The organism is Desulfosporosinus sp. FKB, from assembly GCF_002196705.1.
In the GTDB taxonomy this organism is placed as follows: domain Bacteria; phylum Bacillota; class Desulfitobacteriia; order Desulfitobacteriales; family Desulfitobacteriaceae; genus Desulfosporosinus.
Window position 1 is genome coordinate 100862 of sequence record NZ_NADJ01000038.1, and the last position, 16150, is coordinate 117011.

17 protein-coding genes and 1 riboswitch are annotated in these 16150 nt (G+C 38.5%); of the genes, 4 read left to right on the top strand and 13 right to left on the bottom strand.

Features of this window, described 5'->3' with window-relative positions; genetic code table 11:
* Nucleotides 1-4: 4 nt before the first annotated feature.
* From B5Y67_RS16965 to B5Y67_RS16990, 6 genes are all read right to left on the bottom strand, one after another.
* Nucleotides 5-547 (bottom strand): hypothetical protein, encoded by a 543-nt coding sequence (locus B5Y67_RS16965; RefSeq protein ID WP_088227613.1) that lies wholly within the window; start codon nt 545-547, stop codon nt 5-7.
* Between the two features lie 438 nt (nt 548-985).
* Nucleotides 986-2509 carry an FGGY family carbohydrate kinase gene (locus B5Y67_RS16970; protein ID WP_088227614.1) on the bottom strand — a complete coding sequence of 508 codons (1524 nt, stop codon included), beginning with the start codon at nt 2507-2509 and terminating at the stop codon, nt 986-988.
* A gap of 96 nt (nt 2510-2605) precedes the next feature.
* A riboswitch (FMN riboswitch) is annotated at nt 2606-2719 on the bottom strand.
* A 45-nt stretch (nt 2720-2764) separates the two neighbouring features.
* On the bottom strand, nt 2765-3493 hold the full coding sequence (locus B5Y67_RS16975) for a YkgJ family cysteine cluster protein (RefSeq protein WP_088227615.1): 729 nt from the start codon (nt 3491-3493) through the stop codon (nt 2765-2767).
* Nucleotides 3494-3560: 67 nt separating this feature from the next.
* Complete coding sequence (locus B5Y67_RS16980; RefSeq protein ID WP_088227616.1) at nt 3561-4208, bottom strand: hypothetical protein; 648 nt, start codon at nt 4206-4208, stop codon at nt 3561-3563.
* Nucleotides 4209-4295: 87 nt separating this feature from the next.
* Nucleotides 4296-5579: a C40 family peptidase gene (locus B5Y67_RS16985; RefSeq protein ID WP_088227617.1), complete on the bottom strand. Its 1284-nt coding sequence runs from the start codon at nt 5577-5579 to the stop codon at nt 4296-4298.
* 343 nt (nt 5580-5922) lie between these two features.
* Nucleotides 5923-6960, bottom strand: coding sequence for a diguanylate cyclase (locus tag B5Y67_RS16990; protein ID WP_088227618.1), 1038 nt, complete (start codon nt 6958-6960; stop codon nt 5923-5925).
* Nucleotides 6961-7401: 441 nt separating this feature from the next.
* Here B5Y67_RS16990 and B5Y67_RS16995 point away from each other — a divergent pair, with 441 nt between their 5' ends.
* The 3 genes from B5Y67_RS16995 to B5Y67_RS17005 all read left to right on the top strand — a co-directional run bounded on the left by B5Y67_RS16995 (nt 7402) and on the right by B5Y67_RS17005 (nt 10261).
* Nucleotides 7402-7890 (top strand): GtrA family protein, encoded by a 489-nt coding sequence (locus B5Y67_RS16995; protein ID WP_088227619.1) that lies wholly within the window; start codon nt 7402-7404, stop codon nt 7888-7890.
* Nucleotides 7891-7966: 76 nt separating this feature from the next.
* Nucleotides 7967-9115 carry an NAD-dependent epimerase/dehydratase family protein gene (locus B5Y67_RS17000; protein ID WP_088227620.1) on the top strand — a complete coding sequence of 383 codons (1149 nt, stop codon included), beginning with the start codon at nt 7967-7969 and terminating at the stop codon, nt 9113-9115.
* Between the two features lie 12 nt (nt 9116-9127).
* A complete protein-coding gene (locus B5Y67_RS17005; protein WP_088227621.1) occupies nt 9128-10261 on the top strand; it encodes a glycosyltransferase family 1 protein in 1134 nt (377 codons plus the stop codon).
* On the opposite strand, the gene B5Y67_RS17010 is transcribed toward B5Y67_RS17005, so the two are convergent.
* Both B5Y67_RS17010 and B5Y67_RS26240 read right to left on the bottom strand, forming a co-directional pair.
* Nucleotides 10258-10938, bottom strand: coding sequence for a DUF998 domain-containing protein (locus B5Y67_RS17010; protein ID WP_088227622.1), 681 nt, complete (start codon nt 10936-10938; stop codon nt 10258-10260). The two genes, B5Y67_RS17005 and B5Y67_RS17010, sit on opposite strands and share 4 nt — an antisense overlap.
* Nucleotides 10939-11079: 141 nt before the next feature.
* A complete protein-coding gene (locus B5Y67_RS26240) occupies nt 11080-11214 on the bottom strand; it encodes a hypothetical protein (protein WP_282432788.1) in 135 nt (44 codons plus the stop codon).
* A 337-nt stretch (nt 11215-11551) separates the two neighbouring features.
* On the opposite strand from B5Y67_RS26240, the gene B5Y67_RS25415 reads away from it, so the two are divergent.
* Nucleotides 11552-11728: a hypothetical protein gene (locus B5Y67_RS25415; RefSeq protein WP_170932727.1), complete on the top strand. Its 177-nt coding sequence runs from the start codon at nt 11552-11554 to the stop codon at nt 11726-11728.
* A 310-nt stretch (nt 11729-12038) separates the two neighbouring features.
* Here the strand turns inward: B5Y67_RS25415 and B5Y67_RS17015 are convergent, their stop codons facing one another.
* From B5Y67_RS17015 to B5Y67_RS17035, 5 genes are all read right to left on the bottom strand, one after another.
* The gene (locus B5Y67_RS17015) at nt 12039-12248 is read right to left on the bottom strand and encodes a DUF1657 domain-containing protein (protein WP_088227623.1); all 210 of its coding nucleotides are present in this window, start codon (nt 12246-12248) and stop codon (nt 12039-12041) included.
* 107 nt (nt 12249-12355) lie between these two features.
* Nucleotides 12356-12610, bottom strand: a complete 255-nt coding sequence (locus B5Y67_RS17020; RefSeq protein ID WP_088227624.1) for an adenylate cyclase — start codon at nt 12608-12610, stop codon at nt 12356-12358.
* Between the two features lie 165 nt (nt 12611-12775).
* A complete protein-coding gene (locus tag B5Y67_RS17025; RefSeq protein WP_088227625.1) occupies nt 12776-13936 on the bottom strand; it encodes an FprA family A-type flavoprotein in 1161 nt (386 codons plus the stop codon).
* 446 nt (nt 13937-14382) lie between these two features.
* Nucleotides 14383-15528, bottom strand: a complete 1146-nt coding sequence (locus B5Y67_RS17030) for a methyl-accepting chemotaxis protein (RefSeq protein ID WP_088227626.1) — start codon at nt 15526-15528, stop codon at nt 14383-14385.
* A 5-nt stretch (nt 15529-15533) separates the two neighbouring features.
* A complete protein-coding gene (locus B5Y67_RS17035; protein WP_088227627.1) occupies nt 15534-15986 on the bottom strand; it encodes a chemotaxis protein CheW in 453 nt (150 codons plus the stop codon).
* Nucleotides 15987-16150 lie beyond the last annotated feature (164 nt).

A 16150-nucleotide genomic window follows, 5' to 3' on the forward strand; every position in this document is an offset into this window, starting at 1 on the left:
TTAATTATTTCTTTTTAGAAAAAAGATTACTGATAAATGCTTTGATTCCGCCTTTTTTGGGGCTTTCCCAGGCAGGCTGAACAGGCATTTGCCCCCCGTACCCTTGATTAACCATCTGATTTGGATATCCCTGGATTGGATAACCTTGGGGCTGATACCCTTGTGGTTGATACCCTTGGCCTTGCGGCATCATTGGTTGCTGCAGCACTTGATTTTGCTGGAAACCTTGCGGCGGATAACCGGGAGCAGCGTATCCCTGGCCTCCAGCTTGTGGACCAGGACCCCAGTTTGCATTTCCGCCCATCATCCCACCGGGCATCGTTCCAGCCTGACCGCCTCCATAGTTATTTGGCAGCTGAGAAAAACCCGGTGGCATAAGCAAACCACCCGGAAGCCCAAACTTAGGTGCGAATCTTTGAAGTCCTCGGCCTAATAATGGTGAATGGTTAAATTGCCCTGATACATTCGGCATTTGGTAGCCTTGAGTTCCTTGAGGCATCATTTGAACTTGTTGATTCCCAAGTATATTCATTTTACCTAACGGCATTGGTGCTTCACCCTCGTTCCATTCTTGTAGTATGGTAAATTATGGTACAATACAAGATATTCAAGTTATAACCGTTTGTCACCAAGTAAGATAACTTTAGAATATATTTAGTAACCAAAAACTATAAAGTCAGGGGATTACTGGCCTAATCTACCTGACTTTTATTTTCCCTGGATTGCCGAGTGTCCCCGGGCCACGGACGGTGAGCGTTTACTAGGGACTATATTTTTTAGTTACCAAATTTATGAATTAGCAATGTTCATTGGAACAAAATTTAGAGGATCATGCAAATTATTCTCATCCTCGAATTTTAACGTAATATTCAACACTTATTTCATAAACAAATTACCTCTCTTTAATTATAAAGAGAGGTAATTTCGACTGTTCTTATTATTTCCGTATATTTTCCGGTACATAGGATTGTCTTGGGCTCTCTTATCATCTGTTAGATAACTTTCTTAAAATATCTCTTTGTTGTATATACTGGCTTCGATAGATTATTGAGTTGCTGCTACTTGGACTATATTGATTAGATATTTTTGTGTTCTTTACAAGTGTCGCTGACAAATCCTCGATCGCTCCTGTCGCATAAGCCGCAATTAGACAATTTGTCAGTACGGCGCCACCAGAAATTTCTAACGTTATAGCTTCACTTTGCATGACATCAGCCTTAATCTGATTCCACAGATTATCTCTGCTCCCGCCCTCTGTAATAGTAATTCTGTTAATATCAATTCCGGCATTTCTGTAAGTATCTGTGATTTCCATATAATCGTAAGCAATTGCCTCTAAGACTGCTCGCCATAAAACAAATTGATCCGTATTTAAATTCATGTTTAAAAAACAACCTTTAATATTAGCCCATTCACCATACCCACCGGTTAAGTATGGTAAAAACATGACCTCATTGCACCCAGGCGAAACTTTTTCCGCTTTTTGGCTTAGCCATTGATAATATTTATCATCATCAGCCTTTTGACAAATATTATCCTTGAACCAGCGCAGGGCTAAACCTCCAGTTCTAACAAATCCCCAATAGAAATAGGTATCTTTCAATGTTCCGCTATTAAAAATTAAACCGCTCCCCTTTTTACTTAATTCAGGGATTATTCCAGTGGTAGAAACACAGAACATAGCACATGTTCCTGCCACATCAACAGCCTTATTCGCATCAACAATTCCGCTTCCTAACATGGACTGCATTGTATCTCCGGCACCGGCACAAATCGGGATACCTGCTGGACATCCGGTTTCTTGTGCTGCTTCGTCCGATAAGGCACCAATAATATCCCAAGGTTTAACAATCCTCGGCAGATATGTTTTATCAATCTTTAAGATAGCTAGTTGTTCAGCGGACCATTGTTTTTCATAAATTCGGTAACCAAGACCCCAGCCCGACATTGTTCCCCAATCAATAAAAGCGTCACGACTGTCTAAGCCGGCCAAGTTCATAAGAATGTAAGGAGCATTGTGGACAAATTTTTTGCCTCTTTCCTGAAACGCTTTATTATTGGCTAACAACCACCTGGCGTGCAAAGCAGGAAACATGCAAGATGGTTCAGCATTGCCTGTCTCTTTGCCCCAAATATCCAGATCCAATTGATTTAAAATTTCCACATCGTTTTGGGTCCTGGAATCCAAATAATTGATGTAAGGAGTAATCGCCTTTCCTCTCTCGTCAATCCCAACAATTCCACAAATAATTCCGTCACCCATAATGGCTCTAATTAAACTGGGATCAATACCCTTGGTATGCAATTGCTCAATACATTGTTTAATTCCTAATTTTGTCAGGGATAAATATTCATCAGCATCCATATCCACCCATCCTGGATGGGGGTAGTTCATCGTTGTCTGATTGGATGTATTAGCAACACAGTGCATCGTTTCATTATAAACAGCCACTTTTACGCTTTGAGATCCCGCATCAAAACTCAGATAGTAGCTTTCCAACGTAACCATCTCCCTTAGTGTTATACCCTAATAAAAAATTCTCTTAAGCAACCTTAAGAGAATTTGACAGGACAAACTTAATACATAATATCAATTATGTATATACATCACCTTCTCTCATCCAGACTATACTGTCGGCTTCGGAATTCAACCGAATCTGCTTTACGGCTCGCGGGCTATACCGCCGATAGGGAATTTCACCCAACCCTGAAGGATAATTATTAACTTAATTATAAGGTAACACCATTGATTCTCTTTGTCAATTTAAACCAATTTCCCAGATATCAGATCTTTCAAGTGCTCAGTACCTAAAGAAAGCAGTTGAAAGCCGAATTTCATTAACTGAACGTCATCATGCCTTATCTCTTCAAATCGTTCCGCAGTTACAGCCATCTTTTCAGACAAGGAAGTATTATGCATTAAATAGCTTCTAAAGTTGTCCAAATCGTAACAAGCTAAGAAGAATAGCTTTATCAGCTTATCATCAATTTCCTGATCACCGGATAGTTTTAAGTAACTGGGGATTTCACTAAACCCTCGTTCCATTTCTTCGTAAATTTCTAGCCCCTGGTCAGAAATCCACTCTTTAATAGTTTGGCTTTTTTTCTCATTTAATCCATGACAACGTGAAGATTCAAAAATAAAGGAGTATTTCCCCCCTCCCAACATGTCCACCGGCGCAATACGGCAAGACCAGGGCCGTTCTTTATAAACCCGACATCCTTTTGAGGTAATGAAGGGACATGTTAAATTATCCTCCTCGGACATCTTAATCTGAACTATAGAAAAGCCAGTGGGCAATTGCACGTTTAAAGTGTATTTATCCAGAAATTCTCCTGAAGACATGCCAAGCAAATTTTTCATTCTGAGGACATCATAAGGTGTGAGATAAATATTAATATCCCGGCAGCATTTTTTAAAACAATCGAGACCGTCATGACAAAGAAAATTAAACTCACTGTCCTCATTCAAAACTAACTTCCGCTGATCCATAACTAACTATGTCTCCTTCCACTCCTTGTCGTTGTCTATAATCGGCAATTCTCTCTTAAGCCAGTATTCAGTTCTCATCAACGTAATCAAAACTTACAAACCCGCCGCCTAATGCAGTTGTCTGAAACCATTGCCCTAAATCAATTTCTTTTATATGCCCGCCATCCAAAATTCTTAAGATCGCTCTGCTAGCTTCTGCTGTGTACACCATCGAAATGATGGTTACCCAGTGCCAAGAATCCAATCTCTTTTCTTCTCCATTATCTAAATTTAGGAAAGCTACAGGTCTGTTATTGTTCAGCGCTTGCTCCAAAAACGTCAACAGTTGTTGAAATAAGGGACGAGATTTTCGGTATTTAGGTACATCTAAAATTTCAAGTTGTATAGTACGTTTCATTGCTTCTGCATATTTCAGGACGTCATCGCCAAAAAGCTTTGTCGTAGGAATTCCGCGCATTGTTGGTTTTACATATTGATAAACTTCTTCCATTAATAATAGTGCCCCGCGCTTTGTCCATAACCGCTTGTCTAATCTTGAACCCTTTCGCGTGCAGTTGAGATAATACACAATATTCGTTGCAACTGTCGGTCCGCATCCGGCTCGACGCTGCCACATCGTAGTATACCACTCTTGATTGCAGCCATAAAACGTATTTTGAGTATCTTCGTCCTGTATTTTAAAAATGTCTTCGTTAGCAATTGACCGATTTATCATAGGTTCCTCCAGAAAATAAAATTTGGTGAGGAGATGATGGTCACTGTACTAATTATACCGTAAAGATCATCCGTTTTAATAGCTGCGTTATAGTTTTTCCAGGAAAACCACACGCCTGGCACCCAAATAGCGTGAGGCCCAGTAAGAATTCGTTATATTATCAAAACAAACGCCATACGCCTCAGAATCAATCATAATATTGTTTCCAATATAAATCCCTACATGAGATGCTCCAGCTTCATAAGTGCTGAAGAAAAGGAGATCACCGGGTTTTAAATCCGTTTCGGGAATTCCTATGCCCTCCTTAAACTGGTCCTGAGATACACGATTTAATTTAACTCCAAAATGCCCGAATACATACTGAACAAATCCTGAGCAATCAAAACCGGGGCTTGGAACAGTTCCGCCCCAAACATAAGGTGTTCCTAAATATTGCTCAGCGTAAGCTAAGATAGACTCGAAATTATAAGGAATAGCTACTAACTGACTGTTATTGCTATTTAAAAGATCAGCATCTGCAGCATCACTTGGGTTTATGCCTGCTTCACGTCCAGCTGCAGCTAATGAGGTTTCTAAAGATTGTTCTTGAGTTAATTCTTCAATATTTGACTGTACGTTTAATGACGAAAGTATTGTTGCTTTCTCTTGAGAATTGACTTGAGCAAGAAGATTTTGTTGGCTGGATAATAGCTGTTGTTGTGTCTGTTGTAATTTCTCTTTATCTTCAAGCGAAGCCTTAACTGAAGCCATTTTTCCGTTAATTAAGGACTGCTGTTTAGTAATATTGGTATTGGCAATTAAAATCTCCTGATTCAACTCTCTGAAGTCATCCATAATATAAGTGACATATTCCCAGCGATCAAGAAAGTCTGACATACTCGTCGAATGAAACAACACTTTCATATAAGGAAGAAAACCAACTTCCTCATTTCCACTTTGATAAAAAGTATTTAGTATATCACCCAATTTGTCACTATCATCTTGATGTTGCTTTTGAAGCTGAATTTCCTGCGTTTGCAAATCTTTAAGTTGTTTTTGTTGGCTCTCTAAAGCAGATTGATCGTTGGTAATACCCTCATTTATGGTTTGCAGAGATTGCTGCAATGATAAAATTTTCATATCAAGGGCAAGCTCCTGTTCTGTCTGATTACTGAACTGGCTGTTTAGTTTTAATTCTTGTTCTGCGAATTGCTGCAATTCATTAGCAGCGTTATTGTTTGGGGTTTCCTTTGCAGAATTACTCTGAGTTTGAGAACTAGTTAATTGTGAACTTGTCAGAGCATCTGTTTGTGCTTGTGCTTGAACCTGTAAAGGGAGACAAAAAACACAAACCAGACAAAGAAAAATAGATATTTTGAATTTATTTTTCATTATTATTCCTCTTGTTGAATATTTATTATGTCTTAACTACTATTCGCTAAAGTAATTTGATATCCTTTGTTTTTAATGTTAAGTTTTTGTCATCATCTGCTTCTTCCTTAATTTTAGTTGATCTAAACCAGAAAAAGCTAAAGGACATCTCTTTTATGAGATATCCTTTAGCTTTTTATAATAACGTTTAGCCAATTGTGAAACTCCCACCGGAGCCCTGATGTTCAACTTAAGCTGAATGAGTTCACTCCGCGCTGTCACTGCGGCACAACTAGTAATGTAAAATGGTACGCGACTTTCACCACTCGGTAATCATTTGTGTGAAGAGAAGATCCACTATGCCTTATGCTTCGACCCGATTTCTCCCCTTATGTTTTGCCAAATATAGTTTGTTATCAGCACATTCAATTAATTTTTCGGCATTAATCCTTGGGGCACGTGAGGAAGGTTTGATACTGCAAACACCTGAACTTGCTGTAATTTTAATCGTATATTCTCCATATGCTATTTCACTTCTTTCAACAGAACTTCTCATATGCTCAGCCATTTCAACTGCCCTTTTAAGGCCGGCACCAGGTAGGCAGATTAAGAATTCCTCACCTCCATACCTTGAAATCCAATCACTTTCCCGTTGAATACATCTTGAAAGAATATCTGCAAAGGCTTTTAAGGTATGGTCTCCTGCGACATGACCATAGGTATCATTAACATTTTTGAAAAAATCAATATCTGCAATAATAATTGATAAACTTTGGTCTGAAAGTGAGGTACTAATAATATCTACCGGCAGTTTCTGATCGATATAACGTCTGTTGTAAGTACCGGTCAAAGTATCTTTAAAAGCTAAATTACTCATCTTATCTACTAACTTATAGATTTCAGGACAGTTTCCATTTTCAAATGTTATAGTCTCCGTTGTATTCTTCAATAATTCAAAAACAGTGTTAAATTCTCCATTCGCGGCCTGATCAACTGATGTACTTAATACTCTAACCTGGTTTCGGATAAAGTCCTTTAGTTCTTCATCCCGCAACATCATAATAATCATACCGGCAGCTATTCTCGCTACCGGAGGAACAATTTCCAAAGGGCCGGCAATTCCAAAGGTACCAATTTTGGCACCTTCTGCTTCAATAGCAATACTAACCCCTTCTTTTACTCGACCTTTTGACTTTTCAGCCTCCTGGGCTGTAATAACAGCCGAATCTTTGTCCGAGGTTAATATTTGATAACTTCCTATATGCTTTTGACCAATCCTTACTTGCTCTGAATCAGCAATGATTGTCCCAGTATTATCACAGACTATGACATCGAATCCGCTTTGTTTATGAATTAATTCAACAATCTTTTGGGCAACAGCATCACTGAGCTTAATAACCATTAAAATTTAAACTCTCCTTTTTCTTTTCAGCAGATCCTTCATTTACACTTACCATCATGAAGATAATCATGAGACTCCCACTTCAACTACATTTTTTGATATAATTCTTCCTATGTCGACTATTTCCTTCTTTTTATTCAAATAATTTTAACTATTATTATTATGTTAAACCCTATGAATTTACATATCCATTTTTCTTTTTCCAACACTCAGAAAGCAGCATATAATCAGAAATGTCTGCCAATATCATTAAGATATTTTGAAGGAATACTATTGGAATTCTAGAAAAAATTAGTTGTACCTAGGAAATTGTTATTTGTACCGCAATTCCTCTTATAATTAGAGAAATAATCGCATACGCTAAATCTTAACAATTAATTAATAAATTTCTAATGGTTTTCTAAGAATTAGCGGGTATTGTTAGTAATGAGGTGATGACCTTTGCTTAGTAATTTTCGGCAAGCCCTAAAACGCCAGGTTATATTGAAGAATCAATTAGTGCAATTTATTTTTGTCGGCAGTCTTAATGCTGTCATTGATCTAGGTTTTTTAGATATTTCATTACTGCTTTACCCTACTAATAACCCCACCTTACTCATAATCTTTAATACAGCGGCCTATCTTTTAGCGATCATGAACAGTTATATATGGAATTCACGTTTTGCTTTCCGGAATCATGCACAAAAGAATCTACGCGAAAAAATCTATTTTTTTCTTCAAGCAGGAGTAAGTCTGATCATTAGTAATTTTGTATTTTTAGAAGGTATTCATTTTTTGACTCTTTGCCGATTCTCCTTGTGGTTTATTCAAAGCATCTCTAAAATACTGGCGATGGTCACACCTTCTATGGTAAGTTTTCTATTCATGAAATATTTCGTATTCAGGAGAAAAGAACAGCTTAGCAGCCCTGAAGGACTGACAAATTCATAATTTACTCGCGTTCATCATTTGTCAGTTTCTTCAAACCTTGGAAGGTAAAGATTAAATATAGAAATGAGGAACCAACTTGAAAGTAATCATTGCTGGAGGGGACGGCTTTTGCGGCTGGCCTACTGCACTCTATTTATCAAACCAAGGACATGAAGTCGTTATCGTTGACAGTTTAGTGCGCCGCAAATGGGACCAAGAACTCCATTCAAATTCACTGACCCCTATTGCCGGCCTTGAAGAACGCATCGATTGCTGGCGAGCGTTGACGGGTAAAATAATCAAAGCGTTTATTGGAGACTTAAACCATTATGATTTTTTGCGGGAGATTTTAATTCAGACAAAACCTGAAGCCTTTGTTCACTTTGCAGAACAGCGCTCTGCTCCCTATTCAATGATAGATCGTGACCATGCGGTCTTTACACAGGTTAATAATGTAGTGGGTACCCTAAACGTTCTCTACGGAATCAGAGAGGTGGTCCCAAATTGTCATCTCATCAAACTAGGCTCCATGGGAGAATATGGCACGCCAAATATTGATATTGAGGAAGGATATCTTAATATAACCCATAAAGGCCGAGAAGATCGTCTGCCGTTTCCCAAACAACCTGGGTCCTTTTATCATCTCTCTAAGGTCCATGACAGCCACAACATTATGTTTGCTTGTAAAGCCTGGGGGATACGAGCAACCGACCTTAATCAGGGAGTTGTCTACGGGTTGCATAGCAATGAAACCCTTATAGATCCCCTTTTAGTTAACCGCTTAGATTATGATGCTGTATTTGGCACAGTATTAAATCGTTTTCTTGCCCAAGCCGCGACCGGACAAGACCTGACGGTCTACGGGAAAGGTGGTCAGACACGTGGCTTTCTTAATATTGTAGATACAATACGATGTATTGAAATTGCTATGATAAATCCGGCTGAGCAGGGAGAATTTCGTGTCTTTAACCAATTTACAGAAGAATTTTCTGTTTTGGATCTTGCCCATAAAGTTCAAGAGGTTGCAAGAGCAAATGGCTTTGATACACATATCTCTCATTTAGAAAATCCTCGCATTGAAAAAGAAGACCATTATTATCAAGCAGCCCATAGCAAATTGCAAGATCTAGGCTTAGAACCGCACTTACTTACGAATGATATTCTCAATAATATTTTTTGTTCAGTTCTTGAACACAAGAACCGGCTAAGCAAAGATAATATCTTACCGAAAATTCGATGGGTCTAACTGGAGATAGTTATGAAAATTGCTATTATTACTGAAACATTTTTACCGTCAACTGATGGTGTTGTAACCCGCCTTTGTGCCACAATTGAGTGGCTCCAAAAAAACGGACACGAAGTGCTTATTATCGCTCCGGACTTAGGCATTCGCAAATTCGAGAACGCTATGATTCGAGGGGTCCCTGCCCATACGTTGTTCTTTTATCGAGATCGAAAATTCTCTCTGCCCACATCCAGCGTGAAAAAGTACTTACAGGAATTTTGCCCCAATGTTGTTCACGTTGTCAACCCAGCCCTATTGGGATTATCTGGGGTATATTATTGTCACCATCTGGGGTTACCGCTTGTTGCCTCCTATCATACTAACATCCCTCAATACGCCAATTATTACCATTTCTCTTTTCTTCTACCGCTATTGTGGCAATATTTTCGAGCCTTACATAATCAAGCGGATATAAACTTATGCACTTCGGAAGCTGTTAGACATGAATTAGCAAGCCGGGGATTTAAAAATCTCTATGTATGGAAACGCGGTGTTGAGCTCCATCAATTCAGCCCCCAAAATTATGATCAAGAGATGAGAGAATTTTTAACAAAGGGACACGCCCAGAAAACACTCCTTTTATATGTTGGAAGGCTGGCAGCAGAAAAGGGTATTGAAAAAATCAGGACCATTTTGGAATCATCTTCAGATTTTTGTCTTGCTCTTATCGGTGACGGACCGCATAGGGAACGTTTAGAAAACTACTTCAAAGGGAGCCAGTGCCTATTTACAGGTTTTTTACATGGTAAGGAACTGGCAAAAGCCTACGCTTCAGCGGATATTTTTGTCTTTCCCTCCATTACGGAAACCTTAGGATTAGTTATTTTGGAGGCAATGGCTTCAGGACTCCCGATAGTCGCAGCGCGAACCGGACCAAGCTCTGAACAAATCGCTGACGGCATGACAGGATTGCTTTATTCTCCTGATAATCTCCAAAGCCTTATAGACGCAGTCTCAAAATTAAAGGAAAAATCCATACGTCAGGAAATTGCCAATAATGCATACAAGGAAGCCAGTAAGCTTGGGTGGGACGAGTCTTCACAACAACTCTTAGAGTTTTATAAGCAAGCCTGTAAGGAAACGGAAAGCAAGACCCCTGGAACTTAGGAACTGATAAGCCAAAATGCCATGCGAATTAGCCAGTAAACGGAACTAATCTGTATTGATCGCTCAACGAGACCGGTATAGTTAAGAAATACGAAGCAGATGCGAGGCATTTTTATGTGCAATTTATATGATAAGTCCCCTAGATAACCTAAGAATAGGATCAATCCTAAACTTAATTCTAAAATTGCTATAGTTTGACTCATCCCAGGAAGGTAAGGATTACTTGCATCATTATGACTAGTACTATTATATAAAGTGCAAGAAAAGCACATTAAACATAATATCGACGCGATTAATCCAATCGTTGTAGAAATTGTATGGATAGCACCCTTTAATGAAAAAGGTTTACATTTCAAATCCACTTTGAAGAAACCACTTACTAGACCACAGATACCCCAAACGGCCATGAGAATAAGTCCTATCTCATTAATTCTATCCCTGTTTACCAAAATTTGACGCAGACTTGAGCTTATCCCTAAAATGGATAATCCATAAATAATAAAACTGCTTGCAGCAATTTTTCCGTATTTTCCAACTGCATATTCACTAATATAACGGTTGACTGGATTATAGTCTGGACGTAATTTATGCATACTTATAATAATAGCTATAAAATATACTAAACCAAGTTCTGAAACTACAGAAATGGCTTTAACGTTTCCTAGAAAAGATGTCACCTTTAGCTCTCCCTCATGTATACTTCTATTTATACTCTAATTATTGACGATTTCAGCTTCAGGTCGATGAACAAATAACTAGACTGCTATGACAGCAGTCTAGTTTTATTCACAAGAATTATGCGTATTTTCCCCAAGCAATTAGAAAATTACACCCAAGGCGATCAGAATTAGAATGGCAATCGCAATAATTCCCGCTCCTACACAGTTTCCGCCGCCACAAGCGCCAAAGCCTCCGCAGCCGTATCCGTAGCCTACGCCTCCATAACCGTACATACTTTCAATCTCCTTTCTTTGTTTAGTTAGAATACAATTCCCATAGCGATTAATAATAAGATAATAACGACAACAATTCCGATTCCTGCTCCCCAACCTGCTCCGCCAGCAACAGCTGCTCCTCCAAAAGCCATATTTATTTCCCCCTTTCTTAAAGCCTAAACCAATATATGTAATAATGACAATTTTTTCCACATATTTCACAATAATTTACCTGTCTTTTATTTCTTTCTGCATCCATTGAATTTTTGCTCCAATGGTTAAAGGGATTTAAGTTTGGATATTCCTATATTAGATTTGATTATTTAATTCACGGTTACAGGAAGGAGTGATAGGTATGGACTTTGCAACTTGTTCAAAATGTCTATACGGGCAAACGAATATTTGTGATGCATTTATGCTTCACCAGTTTCAAAGCGGCAATGGCGTTACGGATATAACTTGGCAGGGCGGCGGGTGCCCTTTTTATAATCAAAGACAAATAAAGGTCTTTCCATCGATCATTAGTGACTAAACCATCAATGTTCGCTATCAAAGGCGATGTCCTAAAATGCGGAATATGTATGATTAAAGCAGCTGCTCTACTCTATGATTGATTTCTTAATAAATTCTTGACACAAATAAGATATCATTGCGAAAACTTTATAGTATCCTAGTTACAGAGGATATTTTAAAGACAAAAATAAGTAAAAACCAATTACATGAAAAGACTAAAAAGTCGCCTTGCTGTAGGGCGACTTTTTATGTGTCTCGATTTTTATTTTTTATCCAATCGTAGACTCCCACTTCAAGCGGGAGTGGTTACCATACCTGGCCTTTTTCCACTAACTCAAAGGTTTATTCATACTGTTATTCTGAGTTACATAGGCCAACCTACCCCTAAGCAGAGCAACATGACGCTCCATGTCGGAAGACATTTCCTTAAACATTTGCTTCGCTGTTTCATCCAAGGTCGACGCTGAAAAAGTTTCATAGGTTCCAAGAGCTGATTGAGCAGCGGCTACTGCTTTTTCTAAATCTGCTTGAACAGTCAAATTGATCCCTCCTAAGTGTTTAAACTTAGTATGTGCATTATTCCTAATACTAATCAGCTATAGTCTACTCCTCGTGAACAAAGAATGATTCATTAAAATCAAATGCCTTAACTACCCGAAATTAACATTATTGCTTCATCGAGAGCACGAAGATATGCTAATGGCAGGTCAGGAATTGTTGCTCCGATTTCCTTAAAGGCGATCAGATGGGCTTCTAAAGATTGTGCATTCTGTGGGTAACAAGAATCTGCCAATTGATTGAGATACTTTGCCTCAGAAGTATAGCCATTTTGACTGAGATAATCATAAAGAAGCAGAGCCAATTTGAAGATGTCACTTTGAGATCTTATAGATAATGCCATTTACAAGCCTCCCATTCTCCAAATTATCCTAAACGGTTAGTTCTTTAATATAATTTACAAATTCCCGTTTCCCATAGTTTTCAGCCTTTAATCATTATATAAAAAGGACTGGAGTATATCACCATCCAGCCCCAAAACAGAAACGAATTTCCGATTAAGATCTACTTAAAGAGTCATTTCAATCTTTTTAGTTATCTCGGTTAACTGATCAGGATCAGGAATATACTGGATTCTTATTTGCTCCAAGAGGTCAAAATTCATACTCTTCAATACCTCTTCAACCATGCCAACACTTTGGCCTCCCCAGCCATAAGAACCAAAAGCTAAACCAACCCGTTTTTTAGGAGCTAAACCTTTTAAATACGTTAAAAAAGCAGCTACAGTGGGAAGCATGTTATTATTCAGGGTAGGTGAGCCTACACATATATATTTAGCAGTAAGAACATCTGTCATAATGTCAGAGATATGATTAGTTCTTAAATTCCTCATTTTGGTGTTGATACCTTTCTTCTCCATAGCGTCCTGTATCGCATAAGCTATCATCTCTGTTGAATTCCACATTGTATCATATACTATTACTGCCTTATTATCGGTCTGATCCGTAGACCATTTACGATATTCACTTAGGATATCCTTTATTTTCGAACGCCATATTACTCCATGGCTTGGAGCAATGGTATTAATCTCTAGAGCAGAAACCAATTCTAAGGCTTTTTGAACTTGATTGCCATAAGGCAGAACAATATTGGCATAGTATTTTGCAGCTTCTTCCATAACAATATCCGCCGGGAGCTGGTCGTCAAAACGTTCTGATGTAGCAATATGTTGCCCAAAGGCATCATTGGAAAATAATAGTTTATCCTCCGGTAAATAGCAAACCATGTTGTCCGGCCAATGAACCATAGGAGTATGGATAAAGGTCAGACTTCGTTTTCCCAAACTTAGGGTTGTTCCGGATTTCATAACATTATAATTCCAGTTACCTTTATAGTGGGCTTTTAGGCCTTTCTCTCCGTTTAATGAGGTATAAATTTGAGCTTGCGGAGCTGCTTTCATTAAACGAGGGAGTCCACCGGAATGATCCATCTCCACATGATTAGACACAATATAATCTATTTTAGAAGGGTCAACAACTTCAGAGATTCGTGCTAACATTTCATCATATAAATAATGCTTAACCGTATCGATGAGGGTTACTTTTTCATCAATAATCAGGTATGCATTATATGTAGTACCCCTTGGAATTAAATATCCGTGAAAATTTCGAATATCCCAGTCGATTCCCCCAACCCAATAGACGTTTTCTGCGATTTGGACAGGTTTCATTTTAACACCTCATTCAAAATTTAATTTAATTTAATTCAGAAAAACCTGACAAGAAATAAAGGTCAACGTAATACACTTTAAAATCGAAGCAAGTAATTCAAGAAACATTCAAGGAACTGTTGATTGAAATTTCGAGGGCACTAAGCTAATTTATAATAATTATTATATCATATTAGGTTTATAATTCAAGAGGTACCCTTGATTATTTGATTTTATTACTATTTTCAATTTCGGTCTATTTCATCCCCCCAAATTTCTTAATCAAATTGCACCTAAAATGAATCACAGTAATAATTAGAGGACTGAAATTAAACGAAACAGAAAAAGGCCGGATTTCAGTTAAGATAATCCGGCCTTAACGTTACTATCGTCTATTATTTGGTCAACATTTCAGATATAGAGTTCAACCTTTTTTAGTTATAACTCTGCCTTTGCTTACCTATAAGTTATAAAGTCTTAGCTATATTGCTCAATTCTGTTGACATTGATGTTATTTCCTCAATACTCGCAGTAATTTCTTCTGAAGCTGCCGCTTGTCCCTGACTGGCGTCCAGGGATTGATTGCTTTTTTGACTAGCTTCCTCAACTTTGGTCTTAATCGTTTCTGTCAGTTGCTTAATTTTCGGTACAGTACTTTTGGATTGTGCAGAAAGCTTCCTGATCTCTTCGGCGACCACTCCGAAACCTCGCCCCGCGTCACCCGCCCTGGCGGCCTCGATAGCAGCGTTTAAACCTAACATTTTAGTTTCATCTGCTATTTCTTTGATAAAATCAGACACTTCATTGATTTTTTCCGATATATCAATAATCTCTTTAATGTGAGAATTCAGATCTTCTTCGTTAGAATGAATCTGGGTTGCCGATGCCGATAACTCCTCGATAGCCGCTGCAATTCCTGTCAGACTGCTTTCAAGATTACTGGACATTTCACGAAGTGTAAAGGCCGTTTTCTTTGGTGTGACAATCCCTATCGTTGCCACAATGTCCCCCTCATCATCTGTAAGTGGAAAATTCGCAATATGGAGCGGCATGCCAAATCGCGAAGCATCGATCTCATCAATAATGGGTTGTTTTGTTTTTATCACGTGATAAGCTATGTCATCATCCGTTAAATCATTGCCAACTTTAACAGATGGCAGATCAAATTTTTGCGAAGATTGGGCATAAGCGATTTTCGTTAAATCAGACATGTATAAAAAAGCCCCTTCAAGAAACATTTCTGCTAAAATCGGAGCGAAATCATCAAAGGCGGCAGCAACAGGATGCAATTTGGGAATGGTTATAGAAAATGCACCTACTGCATCGCCATTGTTATCAAGTACAGGGATGGAAATAATGGAGACTCTTTTCCCATAGACTGTTCGCGGAATGTTATGGATTAAAACTTCTTTTTGGCGGATCGCCTGCATTGTTGTTGAATTGTCGTTTAATTTGTTACCGACTTTAATGGCCTCAATTGAGAACGATGATGATGCTTTCACCCATACAAAAGTGTCTCTTTCCACGATACTGAATATAACCCCGCCCGGGATAAAATTCGTTAACAGCTCAGCTAATACCTTACACGACTCTAATTCTGATAATGCAATCATGCCTATCACTCCTCATTATGCCATTTTGTGACTAATTCTTCTTTGAGTTTAGTGCTGTTTAGTATAAGAACTATGCGGTTATCAATTCGAGCGATGGCTTCAACGCTGTTACAAGCCAGAGAAAATATCTCAGTACTTAGTTTTTCAAAAGCTTGTTCTTCAAGCTTAATAACTTCCGAGACGTCATCAACAATGATTCCCAATAAAATTCCTTTCAAATCAAGGACAAGCAAACGGCTATCAAGGCCTCGTTCGGTCTGCTTAAAACTGAACCTTTTTTTTAAATCAAGAATGGGAATTACTTTTCCTCGTAAATCGATAACGCCTTCCATGAATGGTGGCATATCAGGCATTCTTTTGATTCTCTCCGGGATACGGATAATTTCCTGGGCGTAAGCAATCTCAATACCATATTCGTCTTCTCCCAAGGTAAAAACAACCAATTCTAAAGAACTCATATTAAAACCTCCTTTCTTTCGCTTAACTCTATGGATTATGGTAAAGATCGTTTTATTTAGGTAAAGACATCAGGAAGTGAACTCGTTCAGCTAAAGCTGAACATCGGGGCTTCGGTGGGGGGACTCTACCCCCACCGAAGCAGAGAACGGGGGCCACTCCCACT